The organism is Catellatospora methionotrophica, from assembly GCF_011297335.1.
GTDB lineage: Bacteria > Actinomycetota > Actinomycetes > Mycobacteriales > Micromonosporaceae > Catellatospora > Catellatospora methionotrophica.
This window is the reverse complement of sequence record NZ_JAAOTJ010000001.1, coordinates 169,825-190,142: the sequence shown is the minus strand read 5'-3', so window position 1 is coordinate 190,142 and position 20,318 is coordinate 169,825. Positions and strand designations below refer to the sequence as shown.

The window sequence follows — 20,318 nt, the reverse complement described above, 5'->3', positions numbered from 1 at the left end:
CGTTGCGGGCATCGAAGCGCGTGAGACCCGCCTACGGTGCGAGGCGGCACACCGCGTCGGCGATGACCTCGGGCCGCTTGCAGAAGGCGAACCGGACCAGGTGCCGCCCGGCGTCCTTGTCGTCGTAGAAGACCTGCGCGGGGATCGCCACGACGCCGCTGCGCTCGGGCAGGGCCAGGCAGAAGTCGACGCCGTCGGCGCCGCCGAGCGGGCGGATGTCGGCGGTGATGAAATACGTCCCCTCGGCCCGGAGCACACCGAACCCGGCGTCGACCAGGCCGGCGCGGAGCAGGTCGCGCTGGGCCTGCAACCCGGCGGTGAAGCCGGTGAAATAAGCGTCGGGCAGGCCCAGGGCGACCGCGACGGCGGGCTGGAACGGCCCCGCGTTGACGAACGTCAGGAACTGCTTGACCCGCAGCACCGCCGAGACCAGCGCGGCAGGCCCGCTCGCCCAGCCGACCTTCCAGCCGGTGCACGAGAACGTCTTGCCCGCCGACGAGATGCGCAGGGTGCGCTCACGCATGCCGGGCAGGCTCGCCAGCGGGAGGTGCGGCGAGCCCGCGTCGTCGAAGACCAGGTGCTCGTAGACCTCGTCGGTGACGGCGTACGCGCCGAACTCCTGGCACAGCTCGGCGACCAGCGCCAGCTCTTCGCGGGTGAAGACCTTGCCGGTCGGGTTGTGCGGGGTGTTGAGCAGCACCAGCCGGGTACGCGGCCCGAACGCGGCGCGCAGCTGCTCGGGGTCGAACCCGTAACGCCCGTCCGATCCCGGCCGCAGTGTCACCGGCCGGCGGACCGCCCCGGCCAGGGCGATGCTCGCGGCGTACGAGTCGTAGTACGGCTCGAAGCAGACCACCTCGTCACCGGTCTCGCACAGCCCCAGGATCGCCGCCGCGATCGCCTCGGTCGCCCCGGCCGTGACGACGACCTCCCCGTCCGGGTCGTACTCCAGTCCCCAGAACCGCCGCTGGTGCGCCGCGACGGCCTCCCGCAGCACCGGCAGACCCGGCCCCGGCGGGTACTGGTTGAATCCGCCCCGCAGCGCGGCCGCCGCCGCTTCCAGCATCTCGGCAGGCCCGTCGGTGTCCGGAAAGCCCTGCCCCAGGTTCACCGCCCCCGTCTTCACCGCGAGCGCCGACATCGTCGCGAAGATCGTCGTCCCGAACGGGCGCATCCGCTCCACCAGCGGATCGCCCCCACCAACCCCAGCCGTCATCCCTCCATCCTCACCCACCCCACCGGCGGAGCCGGACCGGGCTGCAGTTTCGGGGAAACCGCAGCTTGCGGCGCGGTGACCTGCAGCTGGCGGACCGGCAGCGCGACGGCGTCGAGCAGCACCGCCGCGCCAGCACCAGCGGGATCAGGGCGTGCAGCCGGTTCATACCGCTGAGGAGTCGCGGCGACGGGCGAGGGTTCCCGGGACGACCCGGACGCGGGTTGCGGGCCGCCGGGCTGGCCGCCTGTTAGCGTCGGTATACCGCTGCTCGACTTCTGACCTGGAGATCCTCATGCCTTCGACGATCCGGCGGGCCGTGATCCCGGCCGCGGGGCTCGGCTCGCGGCTGCTGCCGCTGACCAAGGCGATCCCGAAGGAGATGCTGCCCGTCGGCGACAAGCCGGTGATCGAGCACACGGTGCGTGAGCTGGTGGCCTCGGGGATCACCGACATCACGATCGTGATCTCGGGCGGGAAGTCGCTGATCCAGGACCATTTCCGGCCCAACCCGGCGCTGGTGGCGCAGTTGCGGGCGGACGGCAAGACGGCGTACGCCGACGCGGTGCAGGAGATCGCCGAGCTGGCGGCGCAGGGTCACATCACCTACCTGGACCAGCACGGCCCGTACGGCAACGGCACGCCGGTGCTCAACGCGGCCCGCAACTTCGACGACGAGCCGATGCTGGTGCTGTGGCCCGACGACGTCTTCGTCGCCGAGGTGCCCCGCGCCCAGCAGCTGATCCGGGCGTACGAGGCGACGAACTGCCCGGTCCTGGCGCTGATGCCGATGGACCCGGAGCACTCGCAGCGCTACGGCGTGCCGGTGGTCAAGGAGGACCTCGAAGGGGGCCTGCTGCGCATCACCGGGCTGATCGAGAAGCCCAAGCCGGAGGACGCCCCGTCGGCGTACGCGGCCCTCGGCGGTTACGTGATCACCCCGGGCATCGTCGACGAGCTTCGCGAGCAGACCCAGCGCTGGTACGACCGGCGCTCCGGCGAGATCTACCTGACCGACGCGATCAACGCGTACGCCGCGACCCGGGCCGTGTACGGGCAGGTCATCTCGGGCCGCTGGTACGACACCGGCAACCCGGCGGACTACCTGGTCGCGCAGATGGCCACGGCGCTGGCGCACCCGGAGTACGGCCCGCTGCTGCGCGACCTGGCCAAGAACCTGGACGCGGCGGGACGGCCCGACGCGGGCGTCTGAACGTGGGCGAGGGCCCCGGCGTGTCGCCGGGGCCCTCGCGTCGCGCTGCCGGAGACCTAGAGGGTCAGGGTCCAGCTGTTGATGTAGCCGGTGTCGGCCGAGGCGGCGTCCTGGACCCGCAGGTTCCAGGTGCCGTTGCGGACCTCGGACGACAGGTTGACGGTGTACGTCTGGTTGATGTTGTCGGTGCTGCCGCCGGCCCGGTTGTGCAGGACGTAGGTGCTGCCGTCCGGCGCGACCAGGGTCACGACCAGGTCGCCGATGTAGGTGTGCACGATGGCCACCGCGACCGTCGAGGTCGACGACGCGTTGCCCGAGCAGCCCGCGATCGTGATCGCGCTGTTGACGGTGGTGTTGTCCGGGATGGTCACGTCGGTGCCGTTGGTGCCGGAGCAGGTCGGCGTGGGGGTGCCGACCAGGTTCAGCGTCCACGTGTCGATGGTGCCGACGTCACCGGACGCCGCGTCCTGGACCCGCAGCTTCCAGGTGCCGTTGGCGGCTTCGGTGGACAGGTTCACCGTGTACGTCTGGCTGATGTTGTCGGCGCTGCCACCGGCCCGGTTGTGCAGCACGTACGCGCTGCCGTCCGGCGCGACCAGGCTGACGACCAGATCACCGATGTAGGTGTGCAGGATGTTGACCGCGACCGTGCTGGCCGCGCCCGCGTTCCCGGCACAGCCGGAGATGGTGATCGAGGACTCGACGGTGGTGTTGTCCGCGATCGCCACGTCGGTGGGGTTGGTGCCGGAGCAGCCGGGCGGGCCGTTGACGGTCAGCGCGAACGTCGTGGTCCGGGTCGAGCTGGCGCCGGTGCCGGTGATGACCACCGCGTACGTGCCGGGGGTCGTCGAGCCGGTGGTGGCGATGGTCAGCGACGAGGTGCCGCCGGCCGAGTTGATCGACGTCGGGCTGAACGTCGCCGTCGCGCCGCTGGGCAGGCCGCTCGCGGTCAGGTTGACCGTCTGCGCGCTGCCGTTGGTCAGCGTCGAGGTGATCGTGCTGCTGATCGAGCTGCCGGGGTTGACCGAGCCCGCCGCGGGCGCGGCCGCCAGCGAGAAGTCGTTGCCGGCGGGGCAGGCGGCGTCGCTGCCGGCCACGTTGACGGCGGTCCAGGCGGCCTGGACGGCCTTGTACTCGGCCGAGCAGAGGCCGTGCAGGTCGGTCGCGGCCGACAGGGTGTACGCCCGCGAGGTGTTGGCCGGGGTGGAGGTGTTGACGTAGCGGGTGCTGGAGGTGAAGTACACGTCCAGCGCGCGGTACCAGATCTTCTCGGCCTTGGCGCGGCCGATGCCGGTCATCGCCGGAGCCGAGCCGCAGAGCGGGCTGGTGCCGTACGCGGTGGCGCCGGTGCCCTCGGCGAGGTTGAAGAAGAAGTGGTTGCCCGGGCCTGAGCTGTAGTGCACGTCGACGCTGTTGGTGCTGGTCGACCAGCAGCCGTGCGACGCGCCGTCCAGGGTCGGGTTGTACATGTAGCGCAGCGGGGTCCCGTTGCCGTTGATGTTGATCTTCTCGCCGACCTGGTAGTCACCCGGGTCGGACGGCGCGGCCGCGTAGAACTCGACCATGTTGCCGAAGATGTCCGAGGTGGCCTCGTTCAGGCCGCCGGACTCGCCCGAGTAGACCAGGCCCGCCAGGGCCTCGGTGACGCCGTGGCTCATCTCGTGGCCCGCGACGTCCAGCGACACGAGCGGGCGGCTGTTGCCCGAACCGTCGCCGTAGGTCATCTGCGCGCCGTCCCAGAACGCGTTGACGTACGCGTTGCCGTAGTGGACGCGGCTGGGCACACCCGCACCGTTGCCGAAGATGCCGTTGCGGCCGTGCACGTTCTTGAAGTAGTCGAACGTCGCCGCCGCGCCGAAGTGCGCGTCGACACCGGCGGACTGCCGGTTGGCGTTGGTGCCGTCACCCCACGCGTTGTCCGCGTCGGTGAACGTGGTGCAGGTCGAGGAGCCGTTGTTCATGTCGCAGGTGCGGCCGTTGCCGCGCACCGGGTCGATCATCTGGTACGTCGAGCCCGACAGGGTCGTGTCGATGCTGACGTTACCGGTGTAGATGCCGTTGCCGGTGCCGGTGACCATCTTGATCTCATCGAACGAACCCAGGAACGCCCCCGTCGCCGCGTCGGTGATGACGTGCAGCTCGGACGGCGTCTGCTTGTCGGTCCCCATGCCGGTGACGACGGTCTCCCAGGCCAGCTTGCCCTTGCCGCTGCTGGCATCCACGAACAGCTCGGGGGAGCCGACCGTGGCGACGGTGCCGGAGAACCGGGCGCGGGCGGCCTGGGCGGCCTTGGCGGCGGTGATCTGCGGCGTGGTGGACAGGGTCAGCGGGGCCGCGAGGCCCACCGACGATCCCTTGTAGACGCCGTTGGCGGCGGTGTGCACGACGAAGTCGCCGCCGTAGACCCGCAGGCCGTGGAAGGTGCGGTCGTAGCGCACGTGGGTGCCGCTGCTGTCGCTGATGGTGCGGTCGATGCGGTACGCGTCGCCGCTGGCGGCGCGCACGTCCGACGGGTGCTCGGCGAGCGCGCGTTCGGCGGCCGCGACGCCGACCGGTGCCGAGGGCGCGGGTGCCGCGTTGCCGGACGTTGCCGACACCGACAGCATGGCGCCCACGAGTAGGGCGACGCTGCCGGTAGCGAGGGTTCTTTTCACGAGTCCTCCCCGACTCAGTGGAACGTGGCGGTAGCCACTGAGAGCTATATATATAGAAGGTGGGAGAACTTTGGAAGTGATTCGCATATCCATACGTCGATGACAGAAGTTTCGTGACCGCTGTTGACAGGCGTTGTAAGGGGCGCTGTCTCGGCATCAGGTGATCGACTTGAGTCGATCGGCGAGCGATGTGTCCGGTAGGCGACTGCGGGGGAGTGACGACGCAAGATTGTAGAGAAGTCTTTCTAAAGCTATCTTTAGGATATGACCGACCGTCCCACCGTGGACCTCACCGACCCCGTCGCCCTGCGCGCGTACGCCCATCCGCTACGCATGTCGCTGGTCGGCCTGCTGCGCCGCGAGGGCCCGCTGACCGCCACGCAGGCCGCCGACCGGCTGGGGGAGAGCGTGCCCAACTGCTCCTTCCACCTGCGCCAGCTCGCCAAGTACGGCCTCGTCGAGCGCGCCGAGGGCGCCGACGCCCGGGAGAAGCCCTGGCGGGCCACCGCGCTGTCGACCCGGTGGGGCCGCGAGTCCGACGACGCCGAGACCCGCGCCGCCGTCGACCAGCTCGACGGCGTGCTCATCCACCGGCTGTACGAGCGCGCCCTGCGGTGGCTGGCCCGCCGCGACGCCGACCCGCCGCAGTGGCGTGCCGTCACCGGCCCCGGCGACGACCTGGCCTATCTCACCGCCGAGGAGCTGGGCGAGCTGTCCCGCCGCATCGACGACCTGTTCGACGCCTACCGCGACCGCCGGACCGATCCGTCCCAGCGCCCGCCCGGCGCGCGGCCGGTCCACCTCGGCTACTACGTCACCACCATCGACCAGCCCTGACGCCCGGAGGCGCACACCCCCATGACCGCCACCGCCGCCCCCGAAACCCGCCGCTGGCTGCCCCCGCTGCTGCGGCAGACCCCGTTCCGCCGGTACTGGACCGGGCAGAGCGTCTCGCTGATCGGCGACCAGATCACCGAACTGGCGCTGCCGCTGTTCGCGGTGCTCGTCGCCCAGGCCGGCCCGGCCGAGATGGGCTACCTGACCGCCGCCGCGCTCGCCCCGAACCTGCTGTTCTCGCTGCTGTTCGGCGGCTGGGCCGACCGCCGGCCGTACAAGCGCACCATCATGGTCGTCGCCGACGTCGGCCGCGCCGTGGCGCTGCTGGCCGTGCCGGTGCTGTACCTGCTCGACGCGCTCACGATGACCCAGCTCTACCTGGTCGCGTTCACCGTCGGCACGTTCAGCGTGCTGTTCGAGGTGTGCCGCACCACCCTGTTCGTGTCACTGGTGTCGCGCGAGGACTTCCTACCCGCGAACGCGCTGCTCAACGGCTCACGGGCCTTCTCGTCGGTGGCCGGGGCCAGTGCGGGCGGCCTGCTGGTGCGCCTGGTCGGCGCGCCGTTCGCGCTGCTGCTCGACGCGGTGTCGTTCCTGTTCTCCGCGGTGATGATCGCCCGGGTCGAGGTCACCGAACCGACGCCGGTCCCGCGGCGCGGCCTCGGGCTGCGCGAAGGCCTGTCGTTCATCGCCCGCCACCCGGTGATGCGGGCCGCGGTGAGTGCCAGCACCACCATCAACCTGTTCAACTACATGTACGGCGCGCTGGTCGTCCTGTACGTCACCACCGCCCTGCACATCACCCCCGACGTACTCGGCCTGGGACTGGGGCTGGCGGCGGTCGGCGCGCTGCTCGGCGCGGCCGTCGCGCGCAGGCTCGCCGACCGCTTCGGCGTCGGGCCCATGTACGTCTTCGGCTACCTGATGTTCCCGGCCCCGCTGATCCTCATCCCGCTCGCCCACGGGCCGCACTGGCTGATCCTGACGATGGTGTTCTGCGCCGAGTTCCTGTCCGGCTTCGGCGTCATGGTGCTCGACACCGCCGGCGGTTCGCTGCAGGCCAGCGTCATCCCCGACGAGCTGCGCGCTCGCGTGACCGGCGCGCACCGCACCATCAACTACGGCATCCGCCCGATCGGCGCGGTCATCGGCGGTGCGCTGGGCACCGCCCTGGGCGTACGCGAGACCCTGTGGATCGCCACCATCGGCTCGCTGGCGGGCGTGCTCTGGCTGATCACCTCCCCGATCCCGCGCATGCGCCGCCTGTGACCCAGCCGAGCAGCGCGGCACGCTGGCCACCGCGTTCTGACACGGCGGTGCGCGGGACCGGCGTCCGGTCCGCGCACCGCCGTCCGGCAGGCTGAACCCGCTCATGCTCGGCCGGGGCCGTGATCGGCGAGGCGGCGAAGCCGCCGACCCTATGGCGCGCGGTGCGCGTAGAGCATCGCGCCGGGCGTGCCCTGGTCGAGTTTCACCAGCAGTTCGGCGGTCACGATGAATCCCGCGTCGCGCAGCCAGGCCGCGACGGACTCCGGGCGACGGTGGTGGACGTGGACCTTCATCGGACGGCCGCCGTAGCCCTGCGTCTTGACCTTCGACGTATCGCCCACGTGGAAACCGACCAGCAGCGGCGCTCCGGGCCGCAGCACCCGCCGGAACTGGCCCAGCACCCCGGGGACCGCGTCGCCGGGGATGTGGATCAGCGACCAGAAGGCGAGCAGCCCCGCGGCAGAAGCATCGGCGAGGTCGAGGTCGGTCATCGAGCCGACGTCGAACCGCAGCTCGGGGTACTCGCGTCGGGCGATCGCGATCATCGCGGGGGACAGGTCGATCCCGAACACGTCGAGTCCCAGCCCGTGCAGATGCGCCGCGATGTGGCCCGGGCCGCAACCGACGTCGACCACCGGCCCGGGGCCGCTCGCGCGGACCAGGTCGGCGAACAGGTTCAGGCCCGCGCGCAGGTACGGCTCGGCGGCGACCGAGCCGCGGGTCTGGTCGGCGTAGCTGTCGGCGACCGTGTCGTACGAGGCCCGGATGTCGGCAAGCCAGTCAGGGGGCGGTGCTGTCATCGAACTTTGCTCCTAAGGGACCAGGGCGGCTTGCGGGGCGGTGACCTGCGGACGGGTGCGTCGAGCCCAGCGGACGGCCGCCGGGACCGCCGCGCCGGTGGCCGCGAAGACCAGACCGAACAGTAGCCAGCCGGGCCAGCCCCAACCCACGACGACCGTGGCGAGCAGCGCCGGTGCGACGACCCCGGCCAGCGCGAAGCCCGTGCCGTACATGCCCTGGTACTGGCCTTGCGAGTGCTCGGGTGCGAGGTCGAACGAGATGCCCCACGAGCCGGCGGCCTGGCGCAGCTCGCCGAGCACGTGCACCAGCGCCGCGGCGACCAGCACGACGGCGGCCATCCATGCGGACCGCCCGGCGGCGAGGCTGTAGAGCACGCACGCGCCGAGCAGCAGCAGCCCGGAGGTGCGCTGGGCGAGCGCGGCCCCCTCGGCGGTGGCGGTGCCCCGGCTGGCGCGGATCTGGAACAGCACGACGACGGTGGCGTTGAGCAGGCCGAGCATGGCGACGATCCAGGCTGGTGCGTTGGTGCGTTCGACCACCCACAGCGGCACCGCCACGTTGAGCATGCCGTAGTGCACGCACAGCACCCCGTTGAGCGCTGCGAGTGTCAGGTAGGGGCGGTCCCGCAGCACGATCAGGGCGGGTCCGGACGCCCGCCGGGGCTGCGGCGCGACCGGAGGAACCCGCAGGACCAGGGTGGACGAGAGCAAAGCCAGGGCGGCGCAGGCCACGAGGATCGCGACATAGGCGGGCCGGGTGTCGTACTTCAGAGCGATGCCCGCGATCAGTGCTCCGAAGCCCCAGCCGACGTTGATGACCGAGCGCAGCATGGCCCGGGTGCGCACGCGCTCCTCAGCCGGGACCGATCCGGCGATGAGGGCCCCGTTCGCGGCGCCCATGCCCGACTCGAGCACCTGGACCCCGGCGGCTACCAGGACGAACCCGGCGAAGCCGTGAACGGCCAGGTAGCCCAGCATGAGCGCGGCCCGCGCGACGCCGAATGTGACGGCGACCCGGCGCGGGCCGACCCGGTCGGCCAGGTGCCCGGCGGGCACTCCCGCCAGCAGCCCCGCGACGGCCGCGACGGTCAGACCGAGCCCGACCTGCCCGGCGGACAGGCCCACCGACCGGGTGAAGAAGATGACGCTGATCGTGATGAACAGCCCGCGTGCCGTCGACCCGGCGAGACTGCTGAAGACCAGGGCACGGGTCGCGGGGTGCTCAGGCAGCAGGTTGATCATCCGGGAGCGCACCCTGGGCAGGTTAACCGGCCTGCTCGTCGCGTGCGCGCCCGTTTTACGTGGCCCCTGTCACGGAAGATCGCCGTTTCGGGGCAGAACCTGTGGCAGCGGCCGAGGTTCTGCCCCGAAACGGCGATCATGGCCCGGATTGTCGGTGCTAGTGGATCACCAGGTCAGGGTCGTCTCGCGATAGCCGCCTGCGCTGGTGCCCCGGTAGGCGACGACGCGTACCGGGTAGGCCTTGCCGGCGCCGCAGGTTTGATTCGTCAGCGTCTTGCTGCCGCTGGCACCGGCGGGGAACGAGTTGCCGTTGACCTCGATGCGCACGCCGTCCGCGCCCTGGGTGGTCCAGTTGACCGTGAAGTCGCCGAGTCCGATGACACAGCTTCCTCGGGTCACCGTCAGTTTCGTCGTACGCGGCGAGTTCGGCCACTTGCCGGTGTAGGTCCGCCGGGAGCCTGCGGTGCTGCCCTTCTGCGGGACGGCCCGGATCAGGAAGGACGTGTTCGGCTCGCAGACCATCTGGAAGGTGGCGGAGGTGCTGGCGGCGTCGTACCCGCCGAGGAAGTCGTTCGACTTCGGCCCGTAGAGCTGCACGTTGTCGCCTCGCGTGAGGGCCCACGTGACGTCCACGTAGCCGATCCAGCCGCCGGCGTCGGTGAACTCGTCGCAGCGGATGCCGGTCACGGACAGGCGGGTGATCGCGGGTCCGGTCGCCGGTGCGGTGGACGTGGCCGGTCGGGCCGAAGCCGTGGCGCTCGGCGGTGTCGATGCCGGAGCGCTCAGGGTGGCCGATGGTTCGAGCTTGGTCTCGAACGTCGGGTCGTCGGCCGCCTTCTTCGACGCGCAGGCGCTGCCGCCGAGCAGCAGCGCAGCGGTCGTGATCGCGGCACCGACCCGCGAGCCGACGCTGCGGGCGGGCGTGACGATCCGGCTGGTGCGGGCAATGCGAGGGCTGGAAAGGTTGCTCACCGGACGCCGACTCCTTTGACATCTTGACCTTGCGGCCACCATCGTCGCGCCGGATCGGGCCGTCCTCAAGGTCCAGACGGCCATTCATGAGTCGGATTCGCGATCATCGTTCGCGACGCGCCCGGTGCCGGCCGCGAGGTCCTCGGCCGCCTGGCGTGGTGATCGGCAAGCCAGGCGGCCGAGCGCGTTCACGTCGTGACCACGGCCTCAGGAGTATCGGGACTGCTCGACGGCGACGACAACCCGCTTGTCGAGCTGTTCCGTCACCGTCCAGAGCAGATCCGGGTTCGCGGAGTCCTCCCAGTAGGAGAGTCCTTCGGTCCAGCCCTCCCAGGCGAACATGCGGGCCGAGGTGCCCGGCTCCCAGTAGTACATGCCCACCGGTGAGCTGGCCCCGAACCACCAGCGGCCGTTGTGCGACACCGCGCCCTGGACGTGGACGTAGGTGTAGTTGAGGGCCTGGGTGGCGTGGACCAGCCCGTCGCTGCCGGCCTTGAACGCCTTGGTGGCGGCGTCCAGCGGGTAGCGCACGGCGTGGCGGGTGCCGGAGGTCTCGATCCACTCCGTCGTGACCAGTGAGAGCTGTGCCCTGTCCAGACCCAGCGTCGACCACTGCAGCGGAGAGCTGCCCGCGTTGCGTACGGTGCCGACCGAGGGTAGGACGTACTTGTAGCCCGCCGACTCGTAGCTGCCGTCGGACTGACGTCCGATGCCGCTGCCGGTGTCGTCCACGCGCCAGATCTTGCGCATGTCGAAGATCTCCAGGCCGGTGCTGCCGTTGCTCACGTACAGGTAGTCGCCGTACCAGGAGATGCCGGAGGCGTGCAGTAGGTACGGGCGGAAGTTCGGATTGCCCGCGGTGTCGATGTACGGCTGGACCAGCATCAGCTTGCGGTACTTGTTCGGGTGGTCGCCGTCCCAGTCCGCGAGGATCACCTTGGTCCGGGTGGTGTCGTAGTCCCCACCGCACTCGCTCTTCTGGTACCAGCTCGTCACGATGAGCTGCCGCCCGTCGTACTCGCCGCCCGTGGCGTCCCGGGTCGTGGTCAGACCCTGCGGGAACGTGTGGCAGTCCGTGGTGTCGGCGTCGTTGAAGCAGAACCCGGTCAACGGCCCGACGAGTTTCGGTATCGAGTCCGTGTTGCACAGACCCCGCCGGTCGTAGTTCGCGTCGTCCATGACGGCGGAGACCGTGACGTTGGGTAGCAGCGCGTCCAGCCTGCCGGCCGCAGTGCCATACGCGGCGTAGTTGGCCCTGATCGCGAATGGGGTCGTGGAGATGGGCACCGGGGTCGCCACCGCCGCTGTCGCGGGGGCCGCTCCGCCGATCACCACGAGGAGAACGAGGCTCGCCAGTGACGCGAGCACGCCTCTCATCCTGAAACGTGTCATGCCGGAATACTCGCGGCATTGATTACAGTCTCTCTACATATCCGCTCAAGATCGGAACGTCGGACGGGGATCGCCGTTTCGGGGCAGAACCTGCGGTGGCACCCGAGGTTCTGCCCCGAAACGGCGCTCATGGCCGGGCCGCAGCCGCGCCGAGCTGCGGGGGCGGCGGCCCGGGGCGGGTCAGCGGACGCCGAGGAGGTGTTCCAGGGCGAGCTGGTTGAGCTGGACGAAGGCGCCGCCCTTGGCGGCCTGGGCGTCGACGTCGAAGTCCTCGTAGGAGGCGCGGTCGGCGAGCAGGTCGTCGAAGGTCTCGCCCGCGCCGAGGGTCGGCACGGCCAGCTCGTCGTAGCGGGCGGCGGCGCGGGCCTCGGCGACGCGCGGGTCGGCCCGGAATGCCGCGGCGCGCTCCTTGAGCAGCAGGTACGTGCGCATGTTGGCGGCCGCCGACGCCCAGACGCCGTCGAGGTCCTCGGTGCGCGAGGGCTTGTAGTCGAAGTGGCGCGGGCCGGTGTACGCCCGGCCGCCGTCGGCCGCACCGAACTCGAGCAGGTCGACCAGGAAGAACGCGTTGACGATGTCGCCGTGGCCGAACACCAGGTCCTGGTCGTACTTGATGCCGCGCTGGCCGTTGAGGTCGATGTGGAACAGCTTGCCGTGCCACAGCGCCTGGGCGATGCCGTGCAGGAAGTTCAGGCCCGCCATCTGCTCGTGCCCGACCTCGGGGTTGAGGCCGACCATGTCGCGGTGCTCCAGGCTGTCGATGAACGCGATCGCGTGGCCGATCGTCGGCAGCAGGATGTCGCCGCGGGGCTCGTTGGGCTTGGGCTCCAGCGCGAACTTCAGCCCGTAGCCCCGGTCGATGCTGTACTGGGCGAGCATGTCCAGGCCCTCGCGGTAGCGCTCCAGTGCGGTGCGCACGTCCTTGGAGCCGTCGTACTCGGTGCCCTCGCGGCCGCCCCACAGCACGTACGTCTGCGCGCCCAGCTCGGCGGCCAGGTCCATGTTGCGCATGACCTTGCGCAGCGCGTACCGGCGCACGGCGCGGTCGTTGCTGGTGAAGCCGCCGTCCTTGAAGATCGGGTGGGTGAACAGGTTGGTGGTGGCCATCGGCACGACCAGGCCGGTCTCGGCGAGCGCGGCCTGGAAGCGCTTGATGATGGCTTCGCGCTCGCTGTCGTCGGAGCCGAACGGGATCAGGTCGTCGTCGTGGAACGTGACACCGTACGCGCCGAGGTCGGCGAGGCGGTGCACGGACTCGACCGGGTCGATCGCCTCGCGGGTGGCGTCGCCGAACGGGTCACGGCCCTGCCATCCCACGGTCCAGAGGCCGAACGTGAACTTGTCGGCCGGCGTCGGCTGCGTCATGTCATCTCCCTGAAATCTTGTTTGTTCAGCCATTGAACTTATAGGGTGTGGCATTGTCAAGACCATGCCGCCCCGCCCGCCGCGCCGAGACGATCCGGTGCGCCAGCGCAGCCTGCGCGACCACAACCTCGCGCTGGTCCTGCGCCATGTCACCGCCGCGAACCGGCCCCCCTCCCGGGCCGAGATCGCGGCGGCCAGCGGGCTGACCCGGGCCACCGTCTCCACCATCGTCGACGAACTGATCGCCGGGGGGCTGGTCGCCGAACTCGAACCCGTGTCGCGCTCCGGTGTCGGCCGTCCCGGCACCGGCATCGTGCCCGCGGGCACCGGCCCGGCCGGGCTCGGCATGGAGGTCAACGTCGACTACCTGGCAGTCTGCGCCGTCGACCTGACCGGTGCCGTACGCCATCGTCAGGTGCGCCACCTCGACCAGCGTGAGCACAGCCCTGCGCAGACCTGGCAGGCCCTCGGCGAGCTGGCCGATCAGGCCGTGGCCGCCGTCGCGGCGCGGGGGCTCACCCCGGCCGGGGGCGTGATCGCCGTGCCGGGACTGGTCGAGGGTGACACGATCCGGATCGCCCCGAACCTAGGCTGGCAGCAGGTCGCGCTGCCCCGGCCGGAGGATCTGGGCGGACTGCGCGGCCTGCCGCTGGACGTCGCCAACGAGGCCACCCTCGCCGCGCTGGGGGAGCGGCACGCCACGGGGCTGCGCAGCTTCCTCTACGTGTCCGGCGAGATCGGCATCGGCGGCGGCATCGTGCTCGACGGGGAGCTGTTCGGCGGGTCGCGCGGCTGGGCAGGAGAGATCGGCCACGTCACCATCGACCCGCAGGGTCCCGACTGCCACTGCGGCTCCCGGGGCTGCCTGGAGCAGTACGCCGGTGAAGAGGCGATCCGCGCCGCGGCGGGCCTGCCCGCGGGCGCGACGGTGCTCGCCGACCTGGCCGCCGGGGCCGCCCGGGGCCACGCGCCGGTGCTGGACGCTCTCGAACAGGCCGGCACCGCCCTGGGCGTGGCGCTGTCCGGGGCCGTGAACCTGCTCGACATCGCCACCGTGGTGCTCGGCGGCCACTACGCCGAACTGATCGACTGGCTGCGTCCGGCCATCGAGCGGGAGCTGACCCGGCGCGTGATCACCGCGCGCTGGTCCCCGGTGAAGGTGCGTGCCTCCGCGCTGGGCGCCGACGCCGCCCTGGTCGGCGCGGCGCGCGCGGTCACCCAGGCCATCCTCGACGACCCGGCCCGGTTCCTCGCCACCCGTACCGCGGCCGAGTAGCCGCGCGGGTCGCCCGGGGTGGCGTTCAGCCGGCGAACGCGAACGCCGGTTCGTGCGCCTCGCGCTGCTCGACGGCGGCCGCGTCGTCCGTGTCGTCGGTGACCGCCACCGCGAACGCGGCCAGCCCGACGGCGGTGACGTCCTCGGCCAGCGCCCAGTAGCGGTCGGCGACCTGGGTGCGCCCGTCGAGCGCGGCCCGCACGTGGTAGCCGCCGTACGCGCCCAGGCCGGCGCCGGTCGCGCCGAGCGCCGCCCCTGCCGCTGCCCGCCCGATACCGCGCCCGTCCGACCAGCCGAGCAGCCCGCCCGCCAGGCCGCCGAGGGCCAGCCGGGCCAGCAGCGGGCCCTTGTTCAGGCGGCTGGGGGTGCTGGGCAGCTTGTCGGCCACCAGTTCGGTCGCGGCCGTGGCGACCAGGCTCTTGCGGACGAGCGGGCTCGACAGCACCTGGCTCTGCACCATCGAGGAGAATCCGCGGCTCTTCTTGCCCTTTTTGCGTCCGCCCCGGCTCATCGCGACCGCGAGCGCGGCCAAGCCGAGCTGCGAGCGCATGCCCGTGGCCATGCCCAATGCCAGCGGCCGCAGAATCGTGATTGCACCCATGTCTACAGGCTATGCCCGCCGTGACCGCGCCGAGACCAGGTCGGCGAGCCTGCCCCTGTGTCGCTCGGAAGCAGCCTCACCAGAGCCCCGCCGCGCGGTCGCCGCTGACGCGGCGTCAGGCCCGGCTAGTCGCCGGTGTCCGGTTCGGGGCGCATCGGCAGGGTCAGCGGGGTGCCTGGCCGCCCATCCGCTCTTCGCAACGGACGCCGCGCCGCAGTGCCGACAGGAACCGGTCCAGCTCGGTCCCGGGTTCGGCGGTGGCCAGGAGCATGGGGTCCCGGCGCCGAGAGGCCGGGACCCGGGTGCTGGCGAAGTAGGAACCGTCGGACATCGGCGAGACCATACCAGGGTGGGGGACGGACGCCGAACGGATCAGGCGCGGCAGACGAAGGTGGCCCGGGCGGTTCCGCTGTTGGTGGAGGTGTACCAGTCGGCCCGCACCGTGTGGCGCGTCGGGCCGGGGGTGCACGGGCCGCTGGGCCAGCCGACCTGCACACCGTCGACGTACCAGGCGGACACCTGGTAGCCGGGCTGGATGTCGCAGTCGTACCAGCTCGCGTGCGACTCGCACTCGACGATGGACACGGCCTGCGCCGGTTGCGCGACGGCGACCGCGGCCAGGGGCGCTCCCAGCACCAGTGCCGCTGCTGCAAAATGTTTGCGAAGAGACATTGATACATCGTAACTATTCTTCAGGCATTGGTCATCGCCTGTGTGGGGGCGCCGGCGGTCACGGCTGCGCCGGATCTGCCGTCGGTGTCCGCTCGGTGACTATGGGCGAGGACCTGATCTCGAATCTGTTGGGTCCGGCAACAAAACGGTAACCGGCGTTGACAGGCCCGCAACGGGCGGAGAAGTCTGGGCAGGCGCGTGAGACAACGATGTCAAGAATCAGATGGAGGAAGTATGCGTCTTTCCAGGCGAGTGGCAGCCGTGGCCGTCGCTTTCGGAACGATGTTCGCGACCGTGGCCTGCAGCAGCAGCGAAGAGCCCGGCGAAGGCAGCAAGAAGGTCGAGGTCTTCACCTGGTGGGCCGACGGTGGTGAGAAGGCCGGTCTCGACGGCCTGGTCGGCGTCTTCAAGACCGACTGCGCCGGTTTCGAGTTCCTCAACGGCGCGGTCGCGGGCGGCGCGGGCAGCAACGCCAAGCAGGTGCTGGCCTCGCGGCTGCAGCAGAACGACCCGCCGGACACGTTCCAGGCCCACGCGGGCGCGGAGTTGTCCGACTACATCAACGACGACCAGCTCGAGGACCTGTCGGCCCAGTACACCGAATGGGGTCTGACCAACGCCTTCCCCAAGGGTCTCATCGACAACCTGACGGTCGACGGCAAGATCTACTCGGTGCCGGCCAACATCCACCGCGCCAACGTGCTGTGGAGCAACAAGACCGTGCTGGCCAAGGCCGGCATCACCAAGGACGCCACCACGCTGGACGGCTTCTTCGCCGACCTGGACAAGCTCAAGGCCTCGGGCGTGGCCGCGCCGTTGGCCCTGGGCAAGGACTGGACCCAGCAGATGCTGTTCGAGGCGCTGCTGATCTCCAAGCTCGGCCCGGAGAAGTTCAACGGCCTGTGGAACGGCACCACCTCGTGGACCGGCGCGGACATCACCGACGCCATCACCACGTACAAGCGGCTGCTGACGTACACGAACAAGGATCGGGACACCTTCGACTGGACCGACGCCGAGAAGCTGCTGATGGACGGCAAGGCGGCGTACCAGCTGATGGGTGACTGGGAGGCGGCCGACCTCGACGCCAAGGGCTTCAAGGACTACGGCTGGTCGGTGTTCCCGGGCAACGGCAACACGTTCCAGTGGCTGGCCGACTCGTTCGTGCTGCCCAAGGGCGCGAAGAACGCCGACGGCACCAAGTGCTGGCTGAAGACGGTGGGCAGCGCGACCGGCCAGGCCGCGTTCAACCAGAAGAAGGGCTCGATCCCGGCCCGCACCGACGTGGGCACCGACGGCTTCCCGGCGTACCAGCAGGCCGCGATGGCCGACTGGAAGACCGCGACCCAGGTGCCCAGCTGCCCGCACGGTTCCGCGTGCGCGCAGACCTGGCAGGGTGCGGTCGGCTCGGCGCAGGGCAAGTTCTCCAGCGACGGTGATGTCGCCGCGCTGCAGAAGGCGCTGGCGTCGGCCGCCGCGGAGTTCGGTCCGAAGAAGTAAGTTCGCCGCAAGGCAACGAAGGGCGCCTTCCGCACCTGGAAGGTGCCCTTCCTTACCGAGGAGGTCGCGTTGCGCCACCGGAGGCGGACCTGGATACCCGGGCTGCTGCTCATCTCACCGTCGCTGATCCTGCTGGCCGTGTTCGTGTACGGCCTGATCGGCTGGACGGTCAACCTGTCCCTGCAGGACCGCCACAACGCCCGGCCCGCCAAGGGCTACGTCGGGCTCGACAACTACACCAAACTGTTCACCAGCGACATCAACGACCGGTTCGTACACTCACTGAAGAACCTCGTCGTCTTCACGCTGGTCTTCATGGTCGGCACCATCGTGCTCGGCCTGATCTGGGCCCTGCTGCTGGAGCGCCGCGCCAAGGCCGAGGGCTTCTGGCGCACGATCTACCTGTTCCCGATGGCGGTGTCGTTCGTCGCCTCCGGCGTGGTGTGGCGCTGGCTGATGAACACCGGCCAGGGTGACAGCGCAGGCGGCATCAACGCGATCTTCCACGGGCTGGGGCTGAGCTTCCTGGAGAGCCCCTGGTGGACCGACCCCGACTGGGGCATGGCCGCGATGGCGGTACCCGCGATCTGGCAGCTGTCCGGATACGTGATGGCGCTGTTCCTGGCCGGGTTCCGGGGCATCCCCGAGGAACTGCGCGAGGCCGCCGTCGTGGACGGGGCCACCACCTTCCAGCTGTACCGGCAGGTGCTGTTCCCGCAGCTGACCCCGACCATCCTGTCGGCGCTCATCATCACCGGGCACATGTCCATGAAGATGTTCGACCTGATCATGTCGGTGTCCGGGGCGCAGTGGCTGACCGAGGTCCCGGCCGTGTACGTCTGGCAGACCCTGCTCACCCGCGACTACGCCAAGGCCGCCGCTATCTCGGTGTTCCTGCTGCTGATCGTCGCCGTGGTGGTCGTGCCGTACCTGATCCACGTCAACCGCTCGGAGAAGCGCTCATGAGCACCGAGACCGTCGCCGCCGCGCCCGCCGCCACCGCGCCCCCGCGCGGGGCGCCCGCGCCGCGCCAGGGCCGGCCCAGGCCGGTGGCCCGCACCCTGCGCTACGGGCTGCTGGTGCTGTTCGTGCTCATCGTGCTGATGCCGCTGTACGTGCTGGTCGTGACGAGCTTCAAGTCGGGCCGCGAGATCGGCGTCAACGGGCAGTGGAACCTGCCGGAGACGTGGACGTTCGCGTCCTGGGCGAAGGCGTGGTCCGCGCTGGGCCCGTCCTTCGGGCGCACGTTCGAGCTGGCGATCCCGGTCGCGCTGATCTCGTCGCTGATCGGCGCGGCGAACGGGTTCGTGCTGTCGCGCTGGCGTTTCCCGGGCGCGGACGTGGTGTTCACGCTGATCCTGTTCGGCATGTTCATCCCGTACCAGGCGGTCATGATCCCGCTGCGCGAGGTGGTGCTCTGGCTGGGCATCGCGCCCGGCATCCCGACGCTGATCTTCGTGCACACCGTGTACGGCATCCCGATCTGCACCCTGATCTTCCGCAACTACTACGCGACGATCATCCCGGAGGAGCTGATCGAGGCGGCGCAGATGGACGGGGCGGGGCTGCTGCGCACGTTCCGGTCGCTGATCCTGCCGGTGTCGATCCCGGGCTTCGTGGTGACCGTCATCTGGCAGTTCACCTCGTCCTGGAACGACTACCTGTTCGCGATCTTCCTGTCGAACAACCGCAACGGGCCGATCACCATCGCGCTCAACGCGCTGGCCGGGGCGCAGTCGCCGGACTACGCGGCGGCGATGGCCGGTGCGCTGATCACGTCGCTGCCGACGCTGCTGGTGTACGTCCTGCTGGGCCGCTGGTTCATCGGCGGCCTGATGGCGGGCTCGGTCAAGAGCTGACCGTCGTGCGGGGCGCCTGGCGGGCGCCCCGCACCTCGGGGCTCACATCACGTGCTTGAACGGTGCCCAGCCGTTGCCGATCTGGACCCGCGCGGACAGGGCGAGGCCGTTGTTCGGGTAGTACCAGAGCAGCCCGGCGGCGTCGACGCCGAGCACGTCCGCGCTGCCGTCGCCGCTGAAGTCGACCGCGTTGACATGCGTGAACGGTGCCCAGCCGTTGCCGATCTGGACCCGCGCGGACAGGGCGAGGCCGTTGTTGGGGTAGTACCAGAGCAGGCCTGCGGCGTCGACGCCGAGGACGTCGGCTGCGCCGTCGCCGCTGAAGTCCGCCGCGACCACGTGCGTGAACGGTGCCCAGCCGTTGCCGATCTGGACCCGCGCGGACAGGGCGAGGCCGTTGTTCGGGTAGTACCAGAGCAGGCCCGCTGCGTCGACGCCGAGGACGTCGGCTGCGCCGTCGCCGCTGAAGTCGGCTGCCATGACGTGCTTGAAGGTGGCCCAGCCGTTGCCGATCTGGACCCGTGGGGACAGGGCGAGGCCGTTGTTGGGGTAGTACCAGAGCAGGCCTGCGGCGTCGACGCCGAGGACGTCGGCCGCGCCGTCGCCGCTGAAGTCGGCTGCCATGACGTGCTTGAAGGTGGCCCAGCCGTTGCCGATCTGGACCCGTGGGGACAGGGCGAGGCCGTTGTTCGGGTAGTACCAGAGCAGGCCTGCGGCGTCGACGCCGAGCACGTCGGCTGCGCCGTCGCCGCTGAAGTCGGAGACATGGTCGTGCCGGCCGGAGGAACCGCCGCAGTTGGCGCTGGTGACGTTGCGGGCGGGGCTGCCCTCCGAGGTGATGCCCGATGCGACCCCGTTGAAGTACGCCTGGGTCCGGCCACCGTCGCGCCACACCTCGTAGTGCAGGTGCGGGCCGGTCGAGTTGCCGGTGCTGCCGACCCGGCCGATCTCCTGGCCCTGGCCGACGCCCTGGCCGCGGCCCACCGACGGGGCCGAGATCATGTGGTAGTAGTGGGTGAACCAGCCGCCGCCGTGGTCGATGATCGCGTAGTTGCCGCTGCGGCTGCCGAAACCGGTCTCGGCCACGACACCGCCCGCCGCCGCGAGGATCGGGCGGTTGTTGCTGCCGCCGCCGGTGAAGGTCATGTCGATGGCGTAGGCGCCGTGGCCGGAGTAGGTGGCCAGCCGCCAGGTCTCACCGCAGGGGAAGGGCAGCTGGAAGTACGGCATCGGCCCGGCCGCGCGGGCGGGGCCCGCGCCGACCGCGAGCACGGCCAGCAACGCGACGAACAGGGCGGACAGGGTGCGCTTGACTCTGCTGGTCAAAGGGGGGACTCCCATCAGGAGGGCGGAATTGCCGCCGCACCATAGATGGGGGCGCATATATTGCGCGTACAATCCGACGATCGGCCGCTGTCGCGCGCGATCGGGGGTGTAAGGACCCGATCGCGAT

At 70.5% G+C, this 20,318-nt stretch carries 18 protein-coding genes; 7 read left to right on the top strand and 11 right to left on the bottom strand.

Translation table 11 applies throughout. The features are described from left to right. Positions 1-31: 31 nt before the first annotated feature. Positions 32-1,216, bottom strand: coding sequence for a pyridoxal phosphate-dependent aminotransferase (locus HAV40_RS00960; RefSeq protein WP_166378008.1), 1,185 nt, complete (start codon positions 1,214-1,216; stop codon positions 32-34). A gap of 292 nt (positions 1,217-1,508) precedes the next feature. Here HAV40_RS00960 and HAV40_RS00955 point away from each other — a divergent pair, with 292 nt between their 5' ends. Further along, positions 1,509-2,426 carry a UTP--glucose-1-phosphate uridylyltransferase gene (locus HAV40_RS00955; RefSeq protein ID WP_166378006.1) on the top strand — a complete coding sequence of 306 codons (918 nt, stop codon included), beginning with the start codon at positions 1,509-1,511 and terminating at the stop codon, positions 2,424-2,426. Between the two features lie 56 nt (positions 2,427-2,482). Here HAV40_RS00955 and HAV40_RS00950 read toward each other — a convergent pair whose 3' ends face one another. Further along, positions 2,483-5,080: a M4 family metallopeptidase gene (locus HAV40_RS00950; protein ID WP_203671279.1), complete on the bottom strand. Its 2,598-nt coding sequence runs from the start codon at positions 5,078-5,080 to the stop codon at positions 2,483-2,485. Between the two features lie 264 nt (positions 5,081-5,344). Between HAV40_RS00950 and HAV40_RS00945 the strand changes: the two genes are divergently transcribed. Both HAV40_RS00945 and HAV40_RS00940 read left to right on the top strand, forming a co-directional pair. Beyond that, positions 5,345-5,917, top strand: coding sequence for a winged helix-turn-helix domain-containing protein (locus HAV40_RS00945; RefSeq protein ID WP_166378004.1), 573 nt, complete (start codon positions 5,345-5,347; stop codon positions 5,915-5,917). Between the two features lie 21 nt (positions 5,918-5,938). Beyond that, positions 5,939-7,186 (top strand): MFS transporter, encoded by a 1,248-nt coding sequence (locus HAV40_RS00940; protein ID WP_166378002.1) that lies wholly within the window; start codon positions 5,939-5,941, stop codon positions 7,184-7,186. A 149-nt stretch (positions 7,187-7,335) separates the two neighbouring features. Here the strand turns inward: HAV40_RS00940 and HAV40_RS00935 are convergent, their stop codons facing one another. The 5 genes from HAV40_RS00935 to xylA form a co-directional block, all read right to left on the bottom strand. Next, complete coding sequence (locus HAV40_RS00935) at positions 7,336-7,986, bottom strand: class I SAM-dependent DNA methyltransferase (protein WP_166378000.1); 651 nt, start codon at positions 7,984-7,986, stop codon at positions 7,336-7,338. Positions 7,987-7,998: 12 nt separating this feature from the next. After that, the gene (locus tag HAV40_RS00930) at positions 7,999-9,240 is read right to left on the bottom strand and encodes an MFS transporter (RefSeq protein WP_239086234.1); all 1,242 of its coding nucleotides are present in this window, start codon (positions 9,238-9,240) and stop codon (positions 7,999-8,001) included. Positions 9,241-9,393: 153 nt separating this feature from the next. After that, a complete protein-coding gene (locus HAV40_RS00925) occupies positions 9,394-10,200 on the bottom strand; it encodes a hypothetical protein (protein WP_166377998.1) in 807 nt (268 codons plus the stop codon). 207 nt (positions 10,201-10,407) lie between these two features. Next, entirely contained in the window at positions 10,408-11,568 is a 1,161-nt protein-coding gene (locus HAV40_RS00920) for a hypothetical protein (protein WP_166377680.1), read from the bottom strand. Between the two features lie 204 nt (positions 11,569-11,772). Beyond that, complete coding sequence (gene xylA / locus HAV40_RS00915) at positions 11,773-12,957, bottom strand: xylose isomerase (protein ID WP_166377996.1); 1,185 nt, start codon at positions 12,955-12,957, stop codon at positions 11,773-11,775. 64 nt (positions 12,958-13,021) lie between these two features. Between xylA and HAV40_RS00910 the strand changes: the two genes are divergently transcribed. Continuing rightward, entirely contained in the window at positions 13,022-14,233 is a 1,212-nt protein-coding gene (locus HAV40_RS00910; RefSeq protein ID WP_166377994.1) for an ROK family transcriptional regulator, read from the top strand. 25 nt (positions 14,234-14,258) lie between these two features. On the opposite strand, the gene HAV40_RS00905 is transcribed toward HAV40_RS00910, so the two are convergent. From HAV40_RS00905 to HAV40_RS00895, 3 genes are all read right to left on the bottom strand, one after another. Then, complete coding sequence (locus HAV40_RS00905) at positions 14,259-14,834, bottom strand: hypothetical protein (protein WP_166377678.1); 576 nt, start codon at positions 14,832-14,834, stop codon at positions 14,259-14,261. Between the two features lie 163 nt (positions 14,835-14,997). Beyond that, on the bottom strand, positions 14,998-15,165 hold the full coding sequence (locus HAV40_RS00900; RefSeq protein ID WP_166377992.1) for a hypothetical protein: 168 nt from the start codon (positions 15,163-15,165) through the stop codon (positions 14,998-15,000). Between the two features lie 41 nt (positions 15,166-15,206). Next, a complete protein-coding gene (locus HAV40_RS00895) occupies positions 15,207-15,470 on the bottom strand; it encodes a hypothetical protein (protein WP_166377990.1) in 264 nt (87 codons plus the stop codon). A gap of 270 nt (positions 15,471-15,740) precedes the next feature. Between HAV40_RS00895 and HAV40_RS00890 the strand changes: the two genes are divergently transcribed. The 3 genes from HAV40_RS00890 (at position 15,741) to HAV40_RS00880 (ending at position 18,865) form a co-directional block, all read left to right on the top strand. Next, a complete protein-coding gene (locus HAV40_RS00890) occupies positions 15,741-17,006 on the top strand; it encodes an ABC transporter substrate-binding protein (protein WP_166377988.1) in 1,266 nt (421 codons plus the stop codon). A 69-nt stretch (positions 17,007-17,075) separates the two neighbouring features. Beyond that, the gene (locus tag HAV40_RS00885; RefSeq protein ID WP_166377986.1) at positions 17,076-17,972 is read left to right on the top strand and encodes a carbohydrate ABC transporter permease; all 897 of its coding nucleotides are present in this window, start codon (positions 17,076-17,078) and stop codon (positions 17,970-17,972) included. Beyond that, positions 17,969-18,865 (top strand): carbohydrate ABC transporter permease, encoded by an 897-nt coding sequence (locus HAV40_RS00880; RefSeq protein ID WP_166377984.1) that lies wholly within the window; start codon positions 17,969-17,971, stop codon positions 18,863-18,865. Before HAV40_RS00885 ends, HAV40_RS00880 begins: the two co-directional genes overlap by 4 nt. 42 nt (positions 18,866-18,907) lie before the next feature. Here HAV40_RS00880 and HAV40_RS00875 read toward each other — a convergent pair whose 3' ends face one another. Continuing rightward, positions 18,908-20,191 carry an FG-GAP-like repeat-containing protein gene (locus HAV40_RS00875; protein ID WP_240935343.1) on the bottom strand — a complete coding sequence of 428 codons (1,284 nt, stop codon included), beginning with the start codon at positions 20,189-20,191 and terminating at the stop codon, positions 18,908-18,910. Positions 20,192-20,318: the final 127 nt, after the last annotated feature.

Excerpts from the sequence above, each read along its gene's own strand:
- HAV40_RS00960 (WP_166378008.1), bottom strand. The coding sequence starts at position 1,216 with ATGACGGCTGGGGTTGGTGGGGGCGATCCGCTGGTGGAGCGGATGCGC.
- HAV40_RS00955 (WP_166378006.1), top strand. The coding sequence starts at position 1,509 with ATGCCTTCGACGATCCGGCGGGCCGTGATCCCGGCCGCGGGGCTCGGC.
- HAV40_RS00945 (WP_166378004.1), top strand. The coding sequence starts at position 5,345 with ATGACCGACCGTCCCACCGTGGACCTCACCGACCCCGTCGCCCTGCGC.
- HAV40_RS00940 (WP_166378002.1), top strand. The coding sequence starts at position 5,939 with ATGACCGCCACCGCCGCCCCCGAAACCCGCCGCTGGCTGCCCCCGCTG.
- HAV40_RS00935 (WP_166378000.1), bottom strand. The coding sequence starts at position 7,986 with ATGACAGCACCGCCCCCTGACTGGCTTGCCGACATCCGGGCCTCGTAC.
- xylA (WP_166377996.1), bottom strand. The coding sequence starts at position 12,957 with ATGACGCAGCCGACGCCGGCCGACAAGTTCACGTTCGGCCTCTGGACC.
- HAV40_RS00910 (WP_166377994.1), top strand. The coding sequence starts at position 13,022 with ATGCCGCCCCGCCCGCCGCGCCGAGACGATCCGGTGCGCCAGCGCAGC.
- HAV40_RS00905 (WP_166377678.1), bottom strand. The coding sequence starts at position 14,834 with ATGGGTGCAATCACGATTCTGCGGCCGCTGGCATTGGGCATGGCCACG.
- HAV40_RS00900 (WP_166377992.1), bottom strand. The coding sequence starts at position 15,165 with ATGTCCGACGGTTCCTACTTCGCCAGCACCCGGGTCCCGGCCTCTCGG.
- HAV40_RS00890 (WP_166377988.1), top strand. The coding sequence starts at position 15,741 with ATGCGTCTTTCCAGGCGAGTGGCAGCCGTGGCCGTCGCTTTCGGAACG.
- HAV40_RS00880 (WP_166377984.1), top strand. The coding sequence starts at position 17,969 with ATGAGCACCGAGACCGTCGCCGCCGCGCCCGCCGCCACCGCGCCCCCG.